We start from the raw sequence: 22,061 nt of genomic DNA, 5'->3' as shown, positions 1-22,061 counted from the left end.
TTTTACGAAAACGTATTGGTCCGTGGGAAGCCGTTGGGGGGCAGGTGGCCCATGCCTGCCCTGTTGCCCATCCACAGGCGAAGGTCGATCTCGGTGCGCGTGCGCTCACCCGAGGCCCATGTCAGGCCCTCTTCAAGGTTGAAGGTTTTGATGTCCGACAGCTCACCTTCTTTATATTTTTGGATCATAACGCCTTTGCCGCGCCCAAGCTCTGATAGTTGATCAAGCGGGAAGACGAGCAATTTCCGGTTCGTGCCGATCACGGCGACATGATCGCCATCGACAGGCGCGAAGTTGCTGGCTTTCGCTTTGTCCCCAAGGTTGAGGACTTGGCGTCCGTTTTTGGTCTGCGCCAAAACATCCGATGCTTTGACGATAAAGCCATAACCATTGGTGCTGGCGACGATGTATTTCGCGGCTTCTTCGTATTTGATCATGCCGATAATCTCATCCTCTTGCGCCAAATCGATCATCAGGCGCACAGGCTCGCCAAAGCCGCGCCCGCTGGGCAGCTTATTGGCAGAGAGCGTATAAAAGCGCCCGTTCGTTGCGAACAGCAAAATCTTGTCGGTCGTTTCCGCTTCAAAGATAAAACGCTCCTCATCACCTTCCTTGTATTTGATGGATTCCCGCGCAAGTTCGTGGCCGCGCATCGTGCGCGCCCAGCCCTTGTCAGACAGCACGACGGTGATCGCTTCGCGCACCACGGGTTCTTCGAAGACGACATCCGCCAGCGCTGGCGCGTCGGCCAGCTGTGTCCGGCGTGCCCCCAGCGTGGTGTTCTTGCCAAAAGTCTTTTTCAACGCCACCAGCTCTTCATCGATATGCTGCCAGCGCAAGGTTTCGTCTTTCAGGAGTTTCTTCAGATCGGCCTGCTTGCCAGAGAGTTCCTTTTGCTCACCCTTGATTTCCATCTCTTCCAGCTTGCGCAAGGAGCGCAAACGCATGTTGAGGATGGCTTCGGCTTGGCCGTCCGTCAGCGCAAAGGCTTTGATCAGCACAGGCTTTGGCTCGTCCTCGGTGCGGATAATCTTGATGACCTTATCAAGGTTGAGGTACGCGATCAGGTATCCCGCCAGCATCTCTAGCCGCTCTTCGATCTTGGCAAGGCGGAAGCGTGAGCGCCGGATTAGCACGTCTTGGCGGTGGTCAAGGTAACAACGCATCGCGGCGCGAAGATCCATCACCTGCGGCACGCAATCTTTGTCCAGCAAGTTGAGGTTAAGCGGAATCTTGACTTCCAAATCCGTCTGGCGGAACAGGCTTTCCATCAAAATCGCAGGATCGACGTTACGGCTTTTGGGAACCAGCACAAGGCGGATATCGTCCGCCGACTCGTCGCGGATATCGTCAAGCAAAGGCAGCTTGCGGTTTGTCAAAAGCTCCGCCACTTTTTCGATGAGGCGGGATTTCTGCACCTGATAGGGGATTTTGGTGACGATAATCTGCCACGCGCCGCCCTTCATCTCTTCCTTCTCCCACTTGGCGCGAAGGCGGAAGGAGCCGCGACCCGTGCGATATGATTCAACGATGGAAGCGCGAGGCTCGATCATAAGGCCGCCTGTCGGGAAGTCGGGGCCGACCACAAAATCCACCAGCTTATCAATGCTCGCGTTCGGGGTCTTGATCAGATAGCGCATGGCGTCGCACAGCTCGGCCACATTATGCGGCGGTATGGACGTGGCCATGCCGACGGCTATGCCTGCCGCGCCGTTGGCGAGCAGGTTGGGAAAGGCGGCGGGGAGGACGACAGGCTCACGCCCGCTACCGTCATAGGTCTCGCGGAAATCGACCGCGTCCTCGTCAATGCCGTCCATGAGCAGGCGGGCGACTTCTGTCAGGCGCGCCTCGGTATAGCGCATCGCGGCGGCGTTATCGCCGTCGATGTTGCCAAAGTTGCCTTGCCCCTCGATCAGGGGATAACGCTGGTTGAAATCTTGTGCAAGGCGAACGAGCGCATCGTAGACCGAACTATCGCCATGCGGGTGATACTTACCAATCACATCGCCGACGACGCGCGCGCATTTCTTGGGGGGCAAATTGGGGGCAAGCTTTAGCTCCGTCATCGCAAACAGCAGGCGGCGGTGAACGGGTTTCATGCCATCGCGGGCATCGGGCAGCGACCGCGCCATAATCGTGGACAGGGCATAGGACAGATACCGCCCTGACAGAGCCTCGGACAGCTTGGTGTCCAAAATGGGTTGCGGCGGCAGATCGCTGCCTTTGGTCTTGGTGGTCGTGCGAGACATGGTGACGCGAAATTCCTTTGGATTTGATCAGATTGCTTTTGATGAGATGGAAACAAATTTTTCCATTATCGTCATTCCGGCGAAGGCCGGAATCCAGTGCCGCGCGTCCGCGCGGCATAAGACTCTTATGCGCCGCAGACGCGGCGCAGCTGGATCCCGCTTTTCAGCGGGATGACGCTAAGGGGAAAATCGGATCCCTACTAAACGAGCTAGGCTTTAGCCTCGCAATGTATGCGCTCCAAGTGATTCACGCAACCGCAACGGCTCGCTCAAGGCGGTTTTTATAATAGGCCGCAAGGCGCTGGCGGGCTTGGGGCAGCGTTCCATCTTCGGGCACAAGGCGGCGGTTTTGCGGGTTGGCAAAGACATGGCGCGAGAGGAAATGACCCGTCAGGTCAAGGCCTTGCAGGATGTCGCTCTCATCCCACATTGGGTTGCCGCACAGGAAAGAGGGCAGGGGCAGCAGCTTGCCGTGATAGGGCGCGGCGGCCTCTTGCGTGACGGCGCGGCCTGTGCGCGGACTGATAAAGGCAAGGCCGTTCTTGGCCCCGTCAGGGCGCAGCAGGACAAATCCATGCCGTAGCCCAGCGCCTCTAACACGCCCATTTCCCACCGGATATAGGCGGGGGCCCACAGACTCCTATCGGGCAGAGAGAACAACGCGATCAGGCTGTCGAACAAGCGCGGCATGGGCTGGCGCTCTGGCAGGCTGGCCTCAATGATTGTGGTCGCGCTGGCAAGGAGGGCAAGGATTTCGGGGTCGCTCAGCCACGGCGCGGCAAAGGCGGTCAAAGGCTCTAGCGTATAGTTGCCAAGGTGATCGGTTAGCCGTGCGTTCCACCGCGCCTCAACATGGTTGCCTGCCTGAAGCAGGCTTTGGCGGCGGCGGCTTTGCCCACCGTGCACCAGCCCTGCATGGCAGCCATGAGCCGCCGTGAGCAGCGTCACGATCATGGCTGTCTCGCCATGCGGCCTTGCCGATAACACGATGCCTTCGTCTTTCCATTCCATGGGGAGCGAGTCTAGCAGACTGGCCAAAGGGATCAAGATCGGGGTTTGGGGGTTGACAGGCTCGACCTTATCAACTCATTTAACCCTATGCCTACCATCCTTCCTTTTCGTGGGGTCATGCCCCAAATCGCCGAAAGCGCCTTTCTGGCGCCGTCTGTTGTCGTGATTGGCGATGTTGTGATCGGCGCGGAAGCGTCTGTTTGGCCGATGTGCGTTTTACGTGGCGACGTTGCGCCTATCCGCATCGGGGCCAAGACAAACCTTCAGGACGGCACGATTGTGCATGTCACCGAAGGCGGGCAGGGCACGATCATTGGGGACGGCGTGACCATCGGCCACGGCGTTCTTTTGCATGATTGTACGGTTGAGGACGGCGCGTTTATCGGCATGCGGGCAACGATGATGGATGGCGCACGGGTTGAGCGTGGGGGGATGCTGGCGGCGGGGGCTTTGCTCACGCCCCATAAGGTTGTGAAGAGTGGGCAGATATGGGCGGGCTCTCCGGCCAAGTACTGGCGCGACATCAATGATGCCGAACGGGCCGAATTCACCTTCCGCGCCGAGGAATATGTGATGTTGGCCAAGGCGTATCAGTAATAGACGTTTTTATAACCGTTGTTATACCAACGGCACTATGACGTGACTCATTAAGAAAGAAACCAAACGGGATTCCCGCTTACGCGGGAATGACGGATTTGTTTTTAATATCAATTCACAAGCGTCATCCCCGCGAAAGCGGGGATCCCGTTTTCTTGTTTTTTAAATGGATCATTTTAAAAGGCGGTTGGTGTTACCCCCAAAATGCATCGTCATTCCGGATCATCGCGTCTCGCTAAAGCGAGGCGCTCGTCCGGAATGACACGGAGGGTTATGCAAGAGGTCTATTTTTCTTTCCCTATTGACCAAGACCTTATTTTGTCTCATTCTATCCCTGCAAGGTAGGAATGCTCCTACCTTTGTGGGGTGTCAGAACCCTTCCGTTAGCGGTTAGCCATACAAAACCTGTCCGAAAACAGGATTGTTTTCAAAACAGTTTTGAATGGCGTGTGGCATTGGCTCTTGAGTCAGTGTTCACATAGCGTTGCCGATACAAACGCTGCCTCCGGCCCCTATGGCTGGGAGGCAGTGGCGTATGTCCAAGCCTCGCGGCCAAAGGCCTCTGCAATCGTCTAACGGCGGTTTCTGAACTCCCAGCCACCAGCGGAAATTCGTCCGCTGGCCTTTGGGGGAAGTGGGCTTTGTTTTTCATTCATCAAAAAAAGGGGTTCCGTCTGTCAGGAAAGACAGGGCGGCGGTTTGCTCTTCTTTTGGGTCTGGGAATTGGTTTGCTTGTTGGATTAGGGATCGGGTTGCACGTTTCCCTTGCTTTAGCCGCAAGTCATCCTTGTGGACTCCCTATCTCTCCTCCCAATGGTCAACAGTTCGATGTTTCGCCGCCAAAGGATTGCGATGCGTACCTCAATTCCCTTGACGATTTACGACCACACCCAACAGATGAAAGGAATCCGCTATGAATAAATCCCTTGTTCTCTTAATCGCGCTTATCGGTCTATGTGCCTCTGGTTCTGTCGAGGCCTCATCCTATAGGCGTTCCCCCGATGATGTTTATGTTAACGGGTACTCTCGCCAAGATGGAACTTATGTTGAACCGCACTATCGTTCAGCGCCAGATGGCAATCCATACAATAACTATGGGCGCGGAGACTAAACACTTTTTCGTCATGCCCGCGTTGTTGTTTTTGCCTTTTTCAAAAGCAGAGGAACATGGGCGCGGGTATGACGCTAAAGGAAAAGGTATATCCACAAGAGCCAGTATTTATTAAACGACCAACGCCTTAAAGCACCCTTGTCTTCACATAGCTGCCGGGGGCGTCTTCGGTTGCGTTCGGGTTCGTGGCGGGATCGCGTGGAGCGACTTTTTCTCCGGCGTACTGCGAGAGCCATTTGATCCACTCCGGCCACCATGAGCCTTCGTGCGCACTTGCGCCCTTAAGCCATTCGTCGGGATCGGCGGGGCACTTGGCCACGTCGTTTGTCCAATAGCCGTACTTCTTCTTGGCAGGAGGATTGACGACGCCCGCGATATGACCGCTTTTTGACAGGCAGAACGTCACGGGGCCGCTATAGGTCTGCGTGGCGACGTAGGTTGAGCGCCACGGCGTGATATGATCCTCGAACGTGGACAGGCAGAAGGTGGGAACCTTGATCTTGGTCAGGTCGATCGGCACGTCCTTCATAGAGAGACGGTTGGGTTGGATCAAATTATTTTCAAGATACATATTGCGCAGGTAATAGCTGTGCATCGCCTGCGGCAAGTTGGTGGAGTCCATGTTCCACGACAGCAGATCGAACGGGAAGGGATCGTGACCCATCAGGTAATTGTTGACGACGAACGACCAGATCAAATCGTTAGCGCGGAGCATGGCAAAGGTTGATCCCATCACACCAGCGGATAGATAGCCTTGGCCTTCCATCATAGATTCAAGAAGCGCGATTTGGTCTTCGTCAATGAACACGCCCAGATCACCCGGCTCGGCAAAGTCGATGAGCGTGACCAGATAGGTGGCTGAGGCAATGGCGGGCATGCCTTCGGGTTTGGCGCTGCCCGCGTTTTCCAGCCAAGCCAGCGCACTGGCAACCAGCGTGCCGCCGATGCAGTAGCCAAGGATGTTTAGCTCTTTTTCGCTTGTGGCCTTGGCGATTTCGACGGCGGCGGCGATGGGGCCTTGCATCATGTAATCGTCAAAGCCCATTTTCGCGTGGCGAGCATCGGGGTTGATCCATGAGATGCAAAACACCGTGTGCCCTTGTTCCACCAGATAGCGTATAAAAGAATTCTCGGCCTTCAGGTCAAGGATATAGAATTTATTGATCCATGGCGGCACGATCAGGAAGGGCGTCTTGTTGACGCTTTCCGTCAGTGGCGCGTATTGGATCAGCTGGATCAGATCGTTTTGATAGACGACTTTGCCTTTGGTTGTGGCGACATTCTCGCCAAGATGAAAGACGGAGCTGTCGCTCATCGAAATCATCAATTTGCCGTGTCCGCGCTCAATATCGCTTAGCAGATTTTCAAGGCCGTGAATCAGATTTTCACCGCGTGTTTGAAGCGTCGTGCGCAGTACTTCGGGGTTCGTCATCCAGAAGTTGGATGGCGCCATCGCATCAAGCATCTGGTTTGTATAGAACTTGACCTTGTGGGCGATCTTGGGATCAAGACCGTGGCTGTCCTCGACCAGCGTTTGCGCCCAGCGCGAGGTCAGAAGGTAGGATTGCTTGATATAGTCAAAGATCCAGCTCTCTTCCCACGCGGGGTCTTTAAAGCGCCTGTCGGAAGGATCGCACGCAATGACGGGCTCGGCTTTTTGGGAGGCCGAGGCGGCTGCCACGGTGCGTTTTAGCAGCGTGACGTAATCCTGCCAAAAGGCGATTTGCGTTTCTACAAAGCGATGGGGATCCGCCAGTGTTTTTTGGGCAAACTCGGCAAAGGCCTTGCCAATATGCGCGGAATCAGAGGCGGGCATCTTGCCCATCGTCATCTTGTTGCGCTCGATGTAGGCGGTAAGCAGCTTTTGGCTTCGCGCGGCGATGGTCATAATCTTGGCCGTCATAGCGCCGAAATCGGGGGCTTGAGCTTCGGGAGAGGGGGCATCGTTTGTTTTGTTTGTCATACGGTTACCGTTGAGTCTTTTTCTTTGATAGGAAGAGCGGAAGACTGCTATGATGATGAAGGTAAACTCAGGTGGGATCTCCTCATACCATGAAAAGTGAATCGAAATCAGCCCCAAAGTGTAAGAAACTTGTTTTTTTCTTCCTTACCCTTTTTCTTAGCGCGTGCGCCGACGTGCGCGGGCCGCAGTGGCTGACAGGTGAGCCGGACGAGCCCGTTCTAAACGCGCCGCGCGTTGTCGGTGTGCCATCGGGGGCGAGCGACCAAAGCTGGCCGAACCTTGCCGATGTGCCTGACAAAAAACCAAGATTCTCCAAACTGTCGACGCGTGAAGCAGACAGGCAAACGCTTGCTTCTGACAACATGAAGGCTCAGGCCGAAATGGAACGCATCCGAAACATTCAGCTTGATGGTGAGGAAGGCCGAACGCAGGAGACGACACAACAAGACGATGTGCCTTTTTCTGCCCTCAAGCCATAGGAGTCCTCTCATGAAAAGCCTCAACGTAGCCATCGCCGGTCTTGGAACCGTTGGCGGGGGAACCTTTCAATTACTCAAGGACAATGAGGCCTCAATTGAGGCCTCGGTGGGGCGGGCGATCAAGGTCGTTGCCGTGAGTGCGCGGGATCCCCAAAAGGCGCGCTCCTTTAATATCTCGGGCGTTCGCTTTGTGGATGATGCGGCTTTGCTGGCCGATTTGCCGGATGTTGATGTGGTGGTGGAGCTGATCGGCGGCGTGGAGGGCATTGCCAAGACGTTATGCGAACGGGCGCTATCTTCTGGCAAAGCCGTGGTGACTGCGAACAAAGCTATGCTTGCCCATCATGGCGTTGCGTTAGGGGCTTTGGCTGAAGCGAACTACGTTAGCCTGTCGTTTGAGGCAGCGGCTTGCGGTGGCATTCCTATTATTAAGACCCTGCGCGAGGCCATGATGGGGAACCGCATCCTTTCTGTTCAAGGAATCATGAACGGAACGTGCAACTACATTTTAACCCGCATGGCGCGTGATCATCTGGAGTTTGCGGATGTGTTGCAAGAGGCTCAAGCGCTTGGCTATGCCGAGGCTGATCCTTCGGCAGACGTGGACGGCTTTGATACAGCGCACAAGCTTTGCATCCTTACGGCTCTGGCTTTTGGTGTGAAGCCGACGATGGAGGCCGTTTCGATTGAAGGCATTCGCCGGATTGCCAGCGTTGATCTTGCTTATGCTGCCGAGCTTGGCTACCGCCTTAAGTTGTTGGGGGTCGCCAAGCTTCATGAGGGCGGAATTGAACAGCGGGTCAGCCCGTGTCTTGTGCCGCTGTCCTCGCCGCTTGCCTCTGTTGATGATGTTATGAACGCTGTGCAATTGCAGGGTGATGCCGTGGGGCCGCTCAACCTGATTGGGCGCGGCGCAGGGGCTGCCGCCACGGCCAGCGCTGTGGTGGGCGATCTGGTTGACATCGCGCGGGACATAAAGGTCAAGCCTTGGATCCGGCCTGCCGCAAGTCTTGAGGACATCAAGCCCCTGCCGTCAGAGGATCGCGTCGGGCGTTGGTATTTGCGCCTTCAGGTGAGGGATCAAGTGGGTGTTTTGGCCGATATTGCTGCGATTTTGCGCGATCACGCCATTTCCATCGAGTCCATCATACAAAGGGGGCGCGAGCCGGAAAGTAGCGTACCTGTCATTATCGTGACTCATAAGACAAACGAGTCTAAGCTGCGCGAAGCGCTTACGCGCATGGCTCAATTGGATGTCGTGTGGGAAGAGCCGCTTTGTCTTCGTATCGAACAGGAATAGGGGAAGACCATGCATAAAGACGCCTATATGGATCGTAATTTGGCTTTGGAATTGGGCCGCGTGGCCGAGGCGGCGGCGCTGTCCTGCGCTACCATGGTTGGACGCGGCGATGAAAAGATGGCGGATCAAATGGCCGTGGACGGCATGCGCAGGGCGCTGAATGTTCTCGACATTGAGGGTACGGTGGTGATCGGCGAGGGTGAGCGCGATGAAGCCCCCATGCTCTATATCGGCGAGAAAGTCGGCACGGGTAAGGGTATTAAGGTCGATATTGCGCTGGATCCTTTGGAAGGCACGACAATTTGCGCGACGGGCGGCTACAACGCGATGGCGGTTGTGGCGATGGCGCAGGCGGGCGGCTTTTTGCATGCGCCGGACGTTTATATGGATAAAATTGCCGTGGGCGTGGGCTTGCCCGATGGCGTCGTCGATCTTGATGCCTCACCGGAAGAAAACCTGAAGAACCTTGCCAGGGCTAAGGGCGCGGAACTTGCTGAGCTGCAAGTGTGTATTCTTGATCGTCCGCGTCATCAGGAGTTGATCGCCCGCGTTCGCGCCTGTGGCGCACGCATCATGCTGATTGGCGATGGCGATGTGGCGGGCGTGATCGCAACATCCGAACCCGATAGTGGCATCGATCTTTATATTGGCACAGGCGGCGCGCCAGAGGGTGTTTTGGCCGCTGCCGCCTTGCAGTGCATCGGCGGGCAGATGCAAGGCCGCCTTGTGTTCCGTAACGATGCGGAAAAAGGACGTGCCGCCAAGGCGGGCATTACGGATTTGGGTAAGAAATACGAGCTAAATGAGTTGGCCTATGGCGATGTGATGTTTGCCGCGACGGGTGTGACGAATGGCGCGACGCTAAAGGGCGTGCGGCTCTTTGCAGGCGGCGCGATCACGCATAGCGTTGTGATGCGCTCACGCACCGGTACGGTGCGTTATATTACCGCGCACCATAACTTTAACCGCAAGCCGTTTGCGTGATGGATAAATAAGAGAGCGAAGGGGTTTTACATGATTCAAAGCGAAGATATTGAAAAATTGATTGTCACCTATCAGCCCCCACAAGGTGAGGAGCGCGATGCGATACTCTTTATGCTCGCGAAGGAAGGATTTATATCAAACCCCAGCATTATTGCTCTAATCGGCATTGGTGGGACGATTTCGTCTTCTTACTCCCCAACATTGGAAACGATCATCCCTTCTCAATCGAAGCCGTCCATACGTGTGATGAATGAGATTCAAAAATGGGGGATCAATGACGATATCTTTTCGGCCTTTGATCCTTTTGCAAAAGATAGCCGCGATCTTGTCATAAATGATATTAAACAACTGCTCGATATTGTGGCTTGCATTGATAATCAACGCGTTCTTGTTACCGTAGGCACTTATCTGCTTCCAAAGGTTACGGAGGCGCTTTATCGCTTAACCCCCGTCTTGGATAAAAAAATCATTGCCGTGACGGGCAGTTCTTTGCCCCTTGGCTTTTTAGGAAGCGATGCTCCACAAAACGTTTTGGCCGCGATTGCGACGATGAATTATATCTTTGGTCAAGAAACAACGGGTGGAGGTAAAGTCTTTGCTGCTTATCATGGCAAAGTGTATCAGTCCCTTGAACATATTCGTGCATTGGAGTTGCACCCAAAAGAATCTTCAGAAAAACTGGTTGTTTATCCAAGTATTTCGATTCCATTTGTGTAGAGCGTGGTGGAATACGTTATGTCCTGTCGTTTCCTTTTACCGTCATCCCGCCCTTCGGCGGGATGACGATTGTGAGAAAATGAACCACTAACCTTTCGAACCTCTAACCTTTAGCAGAGCATGACCCATTCCTCCTTCCTTGGCATTGAGGCTTCTTTTTCCGGACGGCGGTGGGTGGCGCGTGCCTATGATGAGCGGCAGACGCTGGCCATCGCGCAGCGTTACAGTTTGCCTGACATTCTGGCGCGGAGTCTTAGCGCGCGCGGCCTGACGGTTGAAACAGCGGAGTCATTTCTTGCGCCACGCTTGCGGGATTCCATGCCCGACCCTTCGCGTCTTCAAGATATGGATAAGGCCGTCTCGCGCTTTGTTCTGGCGCTAGAGAATAATGAGCACATGGCGGTGTTTGGTGATTATGACGTGGACGGCGCGACGTCCTCGGCGCTGCTGGTCCGTTTTGTGCGGGCGCTGGGGCATAAGCTTGACCTCTACATTCCCGACCGCCTGACCGAAGGCTATGGCCCCAATGAGGCCGCCATGAAAAAGCTGGCGGGGCAGGGTATTACGCTCGCGATATGCGTGGATTGCGGCACGACGGCGCACGCGCCGCTGGCTGCTGCGCGTGAGGCGGGGCTTGACGTGATCGTGATCGATCATCATGCGGCAGAGCCTTCGCTGCCGCCCGCTGTCGCCATCGTGAATCCCAATCGCCTTGATGATGAGATGATGGACACGTTGGGGACGTTGGCCGCCGTGGGCGTGACGTATCTGTTTGTCGTGGCGGTCAACCGCGCCTTGCGTGAGGCGCGTTTTTATAGCGATGCGCGGCCAGAGCCTGACTTGAAACAATGGCTGGATCTCGTCGCCTTGGGAACCGTGTGCGATGTCGTAAAGCTGACGGGCCTTAACCGCGCCTTTGTCACGCAAGGGCTGAAGGTGATGGAAGCGCGGGGCAATGTAGGGATCGCCGCGCTGGCGCGGGTTAGCGCCGCCACGCCGCCATTTGATGCCTATACGGCGGGCTTTCTGTTGGGGCCGCGCCTGAACGCGGGCGGGCGCGTTGGCAAGTCCGACACGGGCGCGAAGCTTCTGGCGATGGAGGATGAGGCCGAGGCCATCGGCATAGCCGAGTATCTGAACCAGCTGAACGGTGAGCGCCGCGCCATCGAAGCCGACGTGCTGGCGCAGGCGGAGATGATGATTTTTGACGAGGACGCGCCGCTTACGTTTGTGGCGTCGGAAAACTGGCACGCAGGCGTGATCGGCATTGTGGCCTCACGGCTTAAAGACAAATTCCATCGCCCCGCGATTGTCATCGGCATCGATCAAGCGATTGGCAAAGGATCGGGGCGTAGCGTCGGCAACGTCGATCTGGGCGCGGCGGTTATCGCGGCGCGGCAGGCGGGCCTGTTGATCAATGGCGGCGGGCATAAGATGGCGGCGGGCCTGACAGTCGCCAAGGATAAAATCGACGCGCTTCATGCGTTTTTGGTCGAGCGTATTGGAAAGCAGCTAGAGGCCGAGCCGTTCGTTCCGACCCTGACGCTGGATGGCCTCGCCTCGGCGGGCGCTTTGGATAGCGCGTTTATTGATAGGCTGTCGGCCCTCTCGCCCTTTGGCACTGGCAATGCCGAGCCGCGCTTTGCTCTGGCGGATTGCAAAATAATTCGCGCCGATATCGTGGGCGAAAAACACGTCAAGGTGATCGCCAGCCAAGGCGGGGCATCGCTTTCCGCCATCGCCTTTCGCGCAATGGAAAGCGACCTTGGCGCGTCGCTTCTGGCGCATGTTGGGCATAGTGTTCATCTGGCGGGGCATGTCCGCCGCAACGTATGGCAGGGCCGCGAGACAGTCCAGCTCCTTATCGACGATGCCGCAAAGGGTGGGTAACCAAGTCAACCAAGGAGTGGTATGAAACGGCTTTTCTATAGGAAAGGGAATATCTCTATACACATCAAGGGTAACATGTATAGAAAAAGGCTGTTTTCTATACATGTTCTGAGGACGTGTATAAACGGTTTATGCTTCAGGACCATTCTTAAGTAAATCAAAGAGTTGGACGTTGATATAATAATTGCTTCGTCCGATTTTGTGCTTACTTAGAAGGCCCATAGTGACCAATATGTCCAAATAGCGAGTTGCCGTGAGGCGGCTGATTTCCAGATCACGGATCAGAAACTCAATCTTACTATAGGGATGGCTAAACAAGACATTGATCAAATCTTGAGAATACATTCTTGGCTGTTCGGAGCGGATTTTGTGTTTATAGGATAGCATCAGGTCGCGTATGTTTTCGATCAATTGTGTTGTTTGTTTGGCTGTTTTTTCGATTCCCATGAGGATGTACAGAACCCAATCTTGCCATGCCCCATCGTCGCGGACAGCTTGCAGTAAACGATAATATTCATTTTTGCTGCGGTTGATGTAGCGAGATAGATAAAGAACGGGCGAGTTAAGCAGCTCCTGCTTGACGAGATAGAGGATGTTGATAATGCGTCCCGTGCGGCCGTTGCCATCGTAAAATGGATGGATGCTTTCAAACTGATGGTGAATTATGCACATTTTTATCAAGGGATGCCAATCACAAACGCTTTCATCATTAATGAATCGTTCAAGGTCTGCCATCAAAGAGAGAACTTGTTGGCCGTCTTGAGGTGGTTCATAAACGATCTCGCCCGTTTGATCATTTTTGAGCGCCGTTCCAGGTATTTTTCGAAATCCCGCTCCGTTTTGTTCTAGAGTTTTTTGAATTTCTAAAATGTGGTTATTTGTCAAAAGGTGAGCCTTTTTAACCATGGAGAATCCGCTGCGTAACGCATCGACATAGCTGTAGACTTCCTTTGATGCTGAATTGGCAAATTCTTTAGCAATATTATCGCTGCGATAAAGAGCATCGTGGGTGGTTATGATATTTTCGATAGCAGAGCTTTCTTTTGCCTCTTGTAGTGAAAGAGTGCTGATTAAAATGTCTTGGTTGGGAATGCTAACACAAACCCCGCGTAGTTCTGCCAAAGCATCTCTCGCATCCCCAAGCTTTTTTAGGATGGCAATGGTCTCAAAACTAATGCTTGGGGGAAGACCTTTGGGAACGTAGGGCATGCGATACCTTGTAATGGTTTCTATGTTAGGTGGATAAAGTACCACTTTTTCCTTCACTAAGCCAATAGGCACATGCATCTCTACGCAGGTATTTTAACCATTTCCTTATAAATCGTCATGGATACTGCTGCTGGTTTATCTTTTTCTGGCAGAGGAGAAGCATCATGACGTGGCTCGACAACGCGCGGATTCTGGCGATCTTTGCCGTCATTTTTGTGCATGTGTCCGTGGGCGTGCCGTGGCACAGCGAGCCCGGCTCTTTCCTTTGGCTGTATGGCAGCAGTTTTGATGTTTTGGTGCGCTGGTGCGTGCCTGTCTTTGTGATGGTCAGCGGCGCGTTGCTCCTTGCGCCGCATGACAACGAAAGCCTTGGCGATTTTTATAAAAAGCGCATGAGCCGCGTGCTCATCCCCATCCTGTTCTGGTCGGTGCTTTATATTGTGTGGGGTTACTTCCGCGAAAACGTGCAAGAGCCGTTCACGTTTTCCTATGTTGTGGAGAAACTGGCGTCGGGCAAGCCTTATTATCATATGTGGTTTATGTACATGCTGCTGGGCCTCTACCTTTTCACGCCCGTGTTCCGCGCCATCATCGCCAAGTTGACAACCAGAGAGCTTGTTTTCTTCATCGGCGTGGCCTTTGCCATCGATGCCGTTCAAACGATGTATGAGGCATGGTATGTCGGCGAATCCAACCTGTTTTTGACGTGGTTTTTGACCTATGTGCCCTATTACCTGACGGGGTATCTGGTGCGTTATCATGACCTGCCGATCTCGACGCGCAAGCTGGCGCTGGCGACCGTGGGGATGGCTGTTGTGACTCCGGTGGCGTTATATATTGTCAATATGACAACGCAGCATGGTGAGGCCGCGTACTTCTTCAAGAACCTTAGCGTGACGAACATTTTCCTCTCGCTCAGCTTGATGTTCTTGCTGCGGCGGATGGATTTTCCGTTGCTGGGCGCGAAGCTAACGCCCGCTGTGGCCAAGCTGACCTTTGGCATCTATCTGCTGCACATGATCCCACTGGCTTATTTGCATGACATGCAGGGCTTTTGGGGGATGTTCTCGCCGTACATCTATATTCCGGCGTTTAGCCTCGCCACGCTTGTTGTCACGGCGGCGCTGGTGTGGATCATCAGCCGCGTGCCGTATCTAAGGCGCACGATTTAAAGTAAAATAGGCTAGGCAAACACTATTAACAAATGGCGTCATGCCCGCGAAAGCGGGCATCCCGTTTGTTTTAAAAAGAAAACGGGACTCCCGCTTGCGCGGGAGTGACGGAATATGGGTACGATTGGTTCCAACTCATCAGCTTTCGCTACAGATGAATCGTGCAGTGCTAAAGACCCTGTTTCATCCATTGGCCAAAGCGGTTGATCAATCCGCCGCTATTGCCAAGATCAAAGCCTGATTGCGGGTCAAGGCCGTCGGGTTGAAGCGCCGAAATAAGAAGGCCTGCCGTCGTCGCAAAGGCGGGGCCGGATGTCGCTTCGGCAAGGCCTGTCAAGGTTGGGGACGTGCTGCGCTGTCCCTGATAAGGCCGTGTGATCCGAAGCGGACGGCCAAGACGAACCTGTTTATCCAAAATGCGGCTGGCCAGATCGCGAATGCCCGGAAGCTGGCTAGTGCCGCCTGTCAGCACGACGCGCCTGCCGGCCATCTCTGACACGCCGCTTTTGATAAGGCGTGCGCGGATCATTTCAAAAATCTCTTCAAGGCGCGGGCCGATGATGCGGATCAAATGAGATTTGGGCAGATGGTTGGCGAACTCTGGCGCTTCCTCACCGACTTGGGGCACGTTGATGATATCGCGCTCATCCGCAGGGGAAAGCGTGGCGTTGCCATAAAGCGTTTTTATCCGCTCGGCATAGGAAAAGGTGGTGGTCAGGCCGCGTGCTATATCGTTTGAGATATGAAGGCCGCCGATGGGCAGCCCATCGGAAAAGATCATATGGCCGTCGAAAAAGATGCCGATACTGGTCGTGCCCGCGCCGATATCGATCAGCGTGCAGCCCAAATCCATTTCATCTTCGACAAGGCAGGATAGGCCGCTGGCCAAAGGTGAGGCGACAAGCCGCTCAACCTCCAGATGACAGCGTGCAATGGCGGTTTCCAGCGTGCGTACGGGGCCAAAGGCAGCCGAGATCAAATGATAATCGGCTTGCAGCATATTGCCAATCATGCCGATGGGTTCCCTGATCCCATGGCCGCCATCCAATGCGTAATGAACGGGCAGGGTGTGGAGAAGCTCCATCGCGTGGCCGTCGCTATCTTCGGCGGCCATGGTTTGGGCTTGGGCCACAAGGCGATCCATATCCGCGCCCGTAATCTCACGCCCACCAAGTGGAAGCGCAACCGCAGCGGTTTGAGAAAGGAGCTGTGGCGCGGCGACGTTGACGATCACGCGCTCAATGTTCTCGCCAGCCATTTGTTCGGCTGTCGCAACGGCGGCGGACACAGCGCGGCGCACCGCGTCCATGTCGGCGACAAGACCGGCGCGAATGCCTTCGGACAATTGATGGCCAATGCCTATGACGTGCGGCTGGCCCATGTCATCCAGATGGGCGATAAAGCAAGCGACCTTGCTTGTGCCGATATCCAGCGCGGCAAAAACATCGCCCTGCGTTGCATTTGGTTTGTCAAAAAGCCATTGGGTGATGCGGTTCATTCGCTTGTCTCTCTATATTGCGGCGTCGTGGGTTGCGCTCCTGATTCAATCACGGTGCGATCAGGAAAGCGAAGATCAATTGAGGCGATGGCGCGATTAAGAACATTTTGTTCTTGGATCAAGGTTGTCAGCTTGACCAGCGCTTCATCGACGTTAATCTCCGGCAGACGTATCAGAATGTTGGGATTAAGGAAAAAGTTCCAGCGCCTTTGCCCAACGCGCACGGCGGCCTTTAGCGAACGGGCGACAGGCGGATAATCAAGAAGCAAGGTGAGAAGGGCTTGCGTTTGTTCGGGCGCCGCATTGCCGACGACCAACGGTAGGTTGGTGAATTCTTCGGGCTTGGCAGCGGATAGCTCTTGGCCATCTTGATCGATGACGATGGTCTTTTCATCGTGTTGCCACCGCGCGATGGGCTGACGTTCGGTAAGGCGAATAATGATTTTATTGGGTAGGCTGCGGATAATGGAAACGCTGCGCGTCCATGGGAGCGCCATGATTTTGTCGTGAGCCTCTTGGGGGGCAAAGGTGAAAATGGGGCTTCCCGCCGCGATGCCCAGCGCTGCGAAAAGGGCGGCACGATCCGTATAGTGACGGCCTTCGACCGTTACGTCGCTTACGGCAAAGCCGACGCTTTTTGTGGCGTTCAGAACTGTGGCTTCAAAGCTGGCCAGAAGGCGGTGTGGCCAGCGGTTGTGCCAAGACCAAGAGGCGAAGCTGAGGATGGCCAGCGCGATAAGAACCATAATGGCGAGGCGCGCGCCAAAGCCCAGACGCGGCGAGTCCTCTTCCACCATGCGGCGGCTTTGGGTATTTTGACGAACGCTGCCGCGCAGCGGTTTTTTAACTAGGCGGGGCATGTGGGGTGGTCCAGCATCCATTGAATCAGGTCGTTAAACGACATTCCAGCATATTGGGCCTGCTCTGGCAAAAGGGAAAGAGGCGTCATGCCCGGTTGAGTGTTGATTTCAAGGAAATAAAGGCCTTCCGTCCCTTTTTGAGCATCGTTCCAGCGGAAATCGGCACGCGCCGCGCCGTGACAGCCTGCCGCCCGATAGGCCAAAACGGCCAGTCGCATAGCTTCGTCATAGACCTCTTGGGGTAAAGGGGCAGGGAGAAGATGATCGGTCTCGCCGCTTGAATACTTGGCCGTGTAGTCATAGAAGGCGTGCCCGCCCTTGGGTCGCAATTCGGTCACCGCTAAAGCCTTGGCCTCGTGCCCATGCCCCAGAACCGCGACGGTAAGCTCATGCCCTGCGATAAAGGTCTCGATCAAAACCGTATCGCCATAGATCCAGCCGTCTTCTTCTATCTTTTGCAAGTCTTCTTCGGACGTCACCAGACGCACGCCAACGCTAGAGCCTTCGTTGGTGGGTTTGATGACAAAGGGAGGCTTCATGGGATAGCCGTCCTGCACGATTTTCTCGCGGGTTACGACAACGCCTTGCGGGCAGCGCACGCCCGCTTGGCTGGCCACAATTTTCATCATCGGCTTATCCATGGCGACGGCAGACGCCAAAACGCCCGAATGCGTATAGGGAATGCCGATAAACTCAAGGAGGCCTTGGATCGTGCCGTCCTCGCCCACGCGGCCATGAAGCGCGTTAAAGACGACATCGGGTTTGCCTGTCGATTGCAAGGTGAGCGTTTGAACAAGGCCCAGAGGATCGCGTTGCACATCGATGGCCAGAACCTCATGCCCCAGCTCTTGCAGGGCTTTGCACGCTGCGCCGCCACTGATCAGCGAGACTTCGCGCTCGGCGGACCAGCCGCCCATCAAAACGGCTACTTTCTTTTTGGTCTGGGTCATGGACGTAATCCTTTAGTAAGGGCTGGGGGTTAAGGTGGTATAGAGTCACACTTTCCCCATTAGCGTCATCCTCGACAAGCGATGCGGAAGCATCGCGCAGATCGGGGATCCCGTTTGTTTTCATGGCTGGACGATAAGCGCGAATCTATATCGAAAAAGCGAGAAAATAAACGGGATCCCCGCTTTCGCGGGGATGACGTTGTAGGAGCGCGAGTAACATAATCTCTCCCTAACTTCTAACCCCTATTCTGCGGATTTCCCATTGCAATTCAATACCTGATTGTTCGTGTACGCGGCGGCGGACTTCTTCGCCCAAAGCTTCAAGGTCGGCGGCGGTGGCGCTGCCTGTATTAATCATGAAATTACAGTGTTTTTCCGACATCATCGCGCCGCCACGGGTCAGGCCGCGGCAGCCCGCCTTGTCAATCAGCTCCCACGCCTTATGGCCTTCGGGGTTGGCAAAGGTCGATCCGCCTGTCTTTTCACGAAGGGGCTGCGCGGCGGCTCTTGCCTCGGCGATTTCTTTCATACGTGTGGCGATGACTTCAGGTGGCGCGGCGCGGCCTCGCAGCGTGGCGCTTGTGAAAATCCAGTCTGATGGCGCGGCGCTGTGGCGATAGGCAAAGCCCATTTCCTGTGGCGTAAGGGTGTGGACGTGGCCTGTGCGATCCAGCGCGGTGATAGAGGTCACGATGTCTTTAATCTCGCCGCCATGCGCGCCTGCGTTCATGCGCAAAGCGCCGCCCAGCGTTCCCGGTATGCCAGAGAGAAACTCCAGCCCTGCGATCCCTGCCTTTTGCGCCGCGCGGGCGATGTTCAGATCAAGCGCCGCCGTGCCTGCCGTAATAATCTCGCCCTCGGTGGTAATGGAGGCAAAGGCGGGGCCAAGCTTGACCACGACGCCTGCCACGCCGCCATCGCGGATCAGAAGGTTCGAGGCGACGCCAATGACGGTGAGGGGAATAGTGGAAGGGCATCCCCGCAAAAATGTGGCCAGATCCTCTGTATCTTCGGGCTTGAAGAGAGCCTCGGCGTTGCCGCCGACACCAAACCATGTGTTGTCTTTCAGCGGCGCATTCGCGGTCAGCTTCCCGCGTACGACAGGCAGGTGGGAGAGAAGGTTGTTGGGGAGGGGGGTGTCAGTCATGCGTACACTCTCCCTTCGTAGAAAGGCGTCTTTAATCCCCCTCCCCCTCGCGGGGAGGGGAGGCGAGAACCGCGTAGCGGTGCGAGCGGGGGAGGGGGGGGAGCGACTGGGTGGTTATCTTGCAAATTCGTGACAAGTGGATGCCCCCCCTCCCTATCCCTCCCCGCGAGGGGGAGGGGACACCAGCGAGCTTGAGGCAATGTTGTTGCCGACTCTTGAGGTGCGATGGGTGTATCTAGCATCACGCCCGTCCGGCTTGGGCGGGGGAGGCGAGGAGGGCGGTAAGCTCATCCGGCAGGGCATGCGCCCACGAAGAAACCGTTCCAGCGCCAAGGCAGATGACGTAATCGCCCTCGCTGGCCAGCTCATGGATCGTTTGCGCCAGCGCCTGCGGTGAGGAAAGGGCGATGGCCTCGCGGTGGCCGTGGGCGCGAAGGCCTTCGACAAGCGCTTCCTTATTCGCGCCTTCGATGGGGCTTTCGCCAGCCGGATGCACGTCTGCGATGATCACGCAATCGGCATCGTTAAAGCAGGTGCAAAACTCGGCCATCAAACTTGATAGGCGCGAATAGCGGTGGGGTTGCATCACGGCGATCACGCGGCCTTTTTCGCCCTTGGCTTGCAGTGCGGCTTGCAGCGTCGCTTTGATCTCAATCGGGTGGTGTGCGTAATCGTCTACAATGGTAATGCCGCCCACGCAGCCTGTGCGCGTAAAGCGGCGCTTGACGCCTTCGAACTTGGACAAGGCGCTCCGCATGACGTCGTGGGTAAAGCCCAGTTGCCAGCCGACCGCCAAGGCCGAAAGGACGTTTTGCACATTATGGCGGCCAATAATGGGCAAGAAAAGCTGCGTTAGCGTGGTTGTTTGATCCGTTTTGCGACAGGTAAAGTGGACATCAAAGGTCGAGCCGTCAGGGCTGGCCTTGATATTGACGGCGCGGACATCGGCTTGCGGCGATAGGCCATAGGTGATGATCTTGCGATCCTTGATCCGTGCGACCATCGCTTGCACTTCGGGATGGTCGATGCACAAAACCGCAAAGCCATAAAAGGGGATGTTTTCAACAAAGGTCGCATAGGCACGGCGCACCGCGTCAAAATCTTTGTAATGATCCAGATGTTCGGGATCCATGTTAGTGACGATGCAAATGGTGGCGGGAAGCTTGGTAAAGCTGCCATCGGATTCATCCGTCTCCACAACCATCCAGTCGCCGCTGCCAAGGCGGGCATTGGTTCCATAGGTGTTGATGATCCCGCCGTTGATGACGGTGGGGTCAAGGCCCGCTTCGTCAAACAGCGTCGCGATCATCGAGGTTGTCGTCGTTTTGCCGTGTGTGCCACCTACGCCAACCGCCCATTTCAGGCGCATCAGCTCGCCCAGCATTTCGGCGCGGCGCACGATGGGCAAAAAGGCCTCGCGCGCGGCGATGACTTCGGGGTTGTCTTTTTTAACGGCGGACGAGATGACGACGATGGCGGCGTTGCCAAGGTTCTCCGCGCTGTGCCCGATCATGATGGAAAGCCCCATGCCGCGCAGGCGGCGGGCGTTCGCGTTGTCGGTCAGGTCGCTGCCTTGCACCTTATAGCCAAGGGTGTGCAGGATTTCGGCAATGCCGCTCATCCCTATCCCGCCGATGCCGACAAAGTGGATCGTGCCAACATCAAGAGGGGGGCTGAACAGCTGCGTTTTGTTCGTCGTAAAAGGCGCTGTTGGTAGTATCATGAATAAAACTCGTGCGTTGCTAAAGCCAAAAGGCTTTCTTGGCCGTCCCTATCGGGATTGGCGCTTAGGGCGGCCAGTGTTTTGGGGGTTGGCAGACCCATGGCTTCGTATACACAGTCGGCCAAAGCGTCCGCTGCCGTGATGCTGCCCCAGCCTCGTGCGGCGGCCGCTGTTTTGGCAAGCGTGGCGGGGAGGGCCAACAGCGATTCAAGGCGCATCGCCAAGGACTCCGGCAAAAAGGCTTCTTCGGGAATAAGCCAAGCGCCGCCTGCATCCGCTAAGGCCGCCGCGTTGGCTTTTTGCTCGCCCGCATGGCCGTGGGGGAAGGGGACGAGGATAGAGGGGCGGCCAATCGCGGCCAGCTCGGCAATCGCGCCTCCGCCTGCGCGGCCAATAATCAGATGGGCGGTGGCCATGCGTTCGGGAACGTCTTTGAAGAAGGCTGAGACTTCGGCCACGATTCCTGCGGCGGCAAAGGCCGCGCGGGCGGTTTCAATATCTTCGGCGCGGCATTGCTGCGCGACGATCATGCGGCTGCGTAAGGTTTCAGGCATAAGTCCCAGCGCCTTGGGAACGACATGGCTGAAAACGTTGGCCCCCAGCGAGCCACCAAGCACGAGCAGTCGGATGGGATCGTCTTTGCCAAGAGGGGGATACGGATCACCTCGGTGTGCCGCAAAGGCGGGACGCACGGGGTTGCCCGTAGGGACAAGGCGCGTATCGCTAAGGACGGGGACATCTGCCACATGGGGAAAGGCGGTGCAGAGCGTATGGGCCATGGGGGCCATGGTGCGGTTGGCACGGCCCAGTACGGCGTTTTGTTCGTGCAGGATGATGGGTACGCCCGATCTTACGGCGGCGTAGAGGATTGGCACTGAAGGATAGCCACCAAACCCGACCACCGCCGAAGGGCGCTGGCGGTGGATGAGCCACAGGGCCTGTGCGACACCGACGCCCATGATGGCGATGCTAAGTGCCCTGCGGATCAGGCCTTTGCCCAAGGGGCAAGCGCGAAGGCGGTAAACGGGAAGGGATAGCTCGCCGCCAAACTGGTGGCCGCGTGAGTCTGTGACCAGAGCTACGCGAGCGCCTCGCCCCAGCAACTCGCGGGCGAGCGCTTCAGCGGGAAAGACGTGACCACCGGTTCCTCCGGCAGCCAAAAGGATCAAAGGTGGCGTATCGCGCATGGAACAAAACCCTT

20 protein-coding genes are annotated in these 22,061 nt (G+C 55.9%); 9 read left to right on the top strand and 11 right to left on the bottom strand.

Annotated features, from left to right (window positions below):
• Positions 1 to 2 precede the first annotated feature (2 nt).
• A complete protein-coding gene (gene parC, locus WC612_05545; GenBank protein MFA6280236.1) occupies positions 3 to 2,249 on the bottom strand; it encodes a DNA topoisomerase IV subunit A in 2,247 nt (748 codons plus the stop codon).
• Between parC and WC612_05540 the strand changes: the two genes are divergently transcribed.
• Complete coding sequence (locus WC612_05540; protein MFA6280235.1) at positions 2,248 to 2,424, top strand: hypothetical protein; 177 nt, start codon at positions 2,248 to 2,250, stop codon at positions 2,422 to 2,424. The genes parC and WC612_05540 overlap by 2 nt on opposite strands.
• A 72-nt stretch (positions 2,425 to 2,496) precedes the next feature.
• On the opposite strand, the gene WC612_05535 is transcribed toward WC612_05540, so the two are convergent.
• Both WC612_05535 and recO read right to left on the bottom strand, forming a co-directional pair.
• Positions 2,497 to 2,679, bottom strand: a complete 183-nt coding sequence (locus tag WC612_05535) for a hypothetical protein (GenBank protein MFA6280234.1) — start codon at positions 2,677 to 2,679, stop codon at positions 2,497 to 2,499.
• Positions 2,640 to 3,260 carry a DNA repair protein RecO gene (gene recO / locus WC612_05530; GenBank protein ID MFA6280233.1) on the bottom strand — a complete coding sequence of 207 codons (621 nt, stop codon included), beginning with the start codon at positions 3,258 to 3,260 and terminating at the stop codon, positions 2,640 to 2,642. Before recO ends, WC612_05535 begins: the two co-directional genes overlap by 40 nt.
• Positions 3,261 to 3,377: 117 nt before the next feature.
• Between recO and WC612_05525 the strand changes: the two genes are divergently transcribed.
• Together WC612_05525 and WC612_05520 are read left to right on the top strand one after the other, a co-directional pair.
• Positions 3,378 to 3,857 (top strand): gamma carbonic anhydrase family protein, encoded by a 480-nt coding sequence (locus WC612_05525; protein ID MFA6280232.1) that lies wholly within the window; start codon positions 3,378 to 3,380, stop codon positions 3,855 to 3,857.
• A gap of 913 nt (positions 3,858 to 4,770) precedes the next feature.
• Positions 4,771 to 4,968: a hypothetical protein gene (locus WC612_05520; protein ID MFA6280231.1), complete on the top strand. Its 198-nt coding sequence runs from the start codon at positions 4,771 to 4,773 to the stop codon at positions 4,966 to 4,968.
• Between the two features lie 127 nt (positions 4,969 to 5,095).
• Here the strand turns inward: WC612_05520 and phaC are convergent, their stop codons facing one another.
• Positions 5,096 to 6,931: a class I poly(R)-hydroxyalkanoic acid synthase gene (gene phaC / locus WC612_05515; protein ID MFA6280230.1), complete on the bottom strand. Its 1,836-nt coding sequence runs from the start codon at positions 6,929 to 6,931 to the stop codon at positions 5,096 to 5,098.
• 89 nt (positions 6,932 to 7,020) lie between these two features.
• Here phaC and WC612_05510 point away from each other — a divergent pair, with 89 nt between their 5' ends.
• The 5 genes from WC612_05510 (at position 7,021) to recJ (ending at position 12,301) form a co-directional block, all read left to right on the top strand.
• Complete coding sequence (locus tag WC612_05510; GenBank protein ID MFA6280229.1) at positions 7,021 to 7,410, top strand: hypothetical protein; 390 nt, start codon at positions 7,021 to 7,023, stop codon at positions 7,408 to 7,410.
• Between the two features lie 10 nt (positions 7,411 to 7,420).
• Positions 7,421 to 8,710: a homoserine dehydrogenase gene (locus WC612_05505; GenBank protein MFA6280228.1), complete on the top strand. Its 1,290-nt coding sequence runs from the start codon at positions 7,421 to 7,423 to the stop codon at positions 8,708 to 8,710.
• A 9-nt stretch (positions 8,711 to 8,719) separates the two neighbouring features.
• Positions 8,720 to 9,694 (top strand): class II fructose-bisphosphatase, encoded by a 975-nt coding sequence (gene glpX / locus WC612_05500; GenBank protein ID MFA6280227.1) that lies wholly within the window; start codon positions 8,720 to 8,722, stop codon positions 9,692 to 9,694.
• Between the two features lie 30 nt (positions 9,695 to 9,724).
• The gene (locus tag WC612_05495) at positions 9,725 to 10,411 is read left to right on the top strand and encodes an asparaginase domain-containing protein (protein ID MFA6280226.1); all 687 of its coding nucleotides are present in this window, start codon (positions 9,725 to 9,727) and stop codon (positions 10,409 to 10,411) included.
• Between the two features lie 120 nt (positions 10,412 to 10,531).
• Positions 10,532 to 12,301: a single-stranded-DNA-specific exonuclease RecJ gene (gene recJ / locus WC612_05490; protein ID MFA6280225.1), complete on the top strand. Its 1,770-nt coding sequence runs from the start codon at positions 10,532 to 10,534 to the stop codon at positions 12,299 to 12,301.
• 129 nt (positions 12,302 to 12,430) lie between these two features.
• On the opposite strand, the gene WC612_05485 is transcribed toward recJ, so the two are convergent.
• Positions 12,431 to 13,510: a Fic family protein gene (locus WC612_05485; GenBank protein ID MFA6280224.1), complete on the bottom strand. Its 1,080-nt coding sequence runs from the start codon at positions 13,508 to 13,510 to the stop codon at positions 12,431 to 12,433.
• A gap of 164 nt (positions 13,511 to 13,674) precedes the next feature.
• On the opposite strand from WC612_05485, the gene WC612_05480 reads away from it, so the two are divergent.
• Positions 13,675 to 14,682, top strand: coding sequence for an acyltransferase family protein (locus WC612_05480; GenBank protein ID MFA6280223.1), 1,008 nt, complete (start codon positions 13,675 to 13,677; stop codon positions 14,680 to 14,682).
• A gap of 169 nt (positions 14,683 to 14,851) precedes the next feature.
• Here WC612_05480 and ftsA read toward each other — a convergent pair whose 3' ends face one another.
• The 6 genes from ftsA to WC612_05450 all read right to left on the bottom strand — a co-directional run bounded on the left by ftsA (position 14,852) and on the right by WC612_05450 (position 22,047).
• Positions 14,852 to 16,180, bottom strand: coding sequence for a cell division protein FtsA (ftsA, locus tag WC612_05475; protein ID MFA6280222.1), 1,329 nt, complete (start codon positions 16,178 to 16,180; stop codon positions 14,852 to 14,854).
• Complete coding sequence (locus WC612_05470) at positions 16,177 to 17,040, bottom strand: cell division protein FtsQ/DivIB (GenBank protein ID MFA6280221.1); 864 nt, start codon at positions 17,038 to 17,040, stop codon at positions 16,177 to 16,179. Before WC612_05470 ends, ftsA begins: the two co-directional genes overlap by 4 nt.
• On the bottom strand, positions 17,028 to 17,990 hold the full coding sequence (locus WC612_05465) for a D-alanine--D-alanine ligase (protein ID MFA6280220.1): 963 nt from the start codon (positions 17,988 to 17,990) through the stop codon (positions 17,028 to 17,030). The genes WC612_05470 and WC612_05465 overlap by 13 nt, the downstream gene beginning before the upstream one ends.
• 229 nt (positions 17,991 to 18,219) lie before the next feature.
• Entirely contained in the window at positions 18,220 to 19,137 is a 918-nt protein-coding gene (gene murB, locus WC612_05460) for a UDP-N-acetylmuramate dehydrogenase (GenBank protein ID MFA6280219.1), read from the bottom strand.
• A gap of 241 nt (positions 19,138 to 19,378) precedes the next feature.
• Positions 19,379 to 20,860, bottom strand: a complete 1,482-nt coding sequence (murC, locus tag WC612_05455) for a UDP-N-acetylmuramate--L-alanine ligase (GenBank protein ID MFA6280218.1) — start codon at positions 20,858 to 20,860, stop codon at positions 19,379 to 19,381.
• Positions 20,857 to 22,047 carry a UDP-N-acetylglucosamine--N-acetylmuramyl-(pentapeptide) pyrophosphoryl-undecaprenol N-acetylglucosamine transferase gene (locus tag WC612_05450; GenBank protein ID MFA6280217.1) on the bottom strand — a complete coding sequence of 397 codons (1,191 nt, stop codon included), beginning with the start codon at positions 22,045 to 22,047 and terminating at the stop codon, positions 20,857 to 20,859. Before WC612_05450 ends, murC begins: the two co-directional genes overlap by 4 nt.
• Between the last annotated feature and the right edge of the window lie 14 nt (positions 22,048 to 22,061).

This window comes from Bdellovibrionales bacterium, assembly GCA_041662785.1.
Lineage (GTDB): Bacteria > Pseudomonadota > Alphaproteobacteria > UBA9219 > UBA9219 > UBA8914.
The sequence above is the reverse complement of the archived record's forward strand: the minus strand, read 5'-3'. Positions and strand labels throughout refer to the sequence as shown.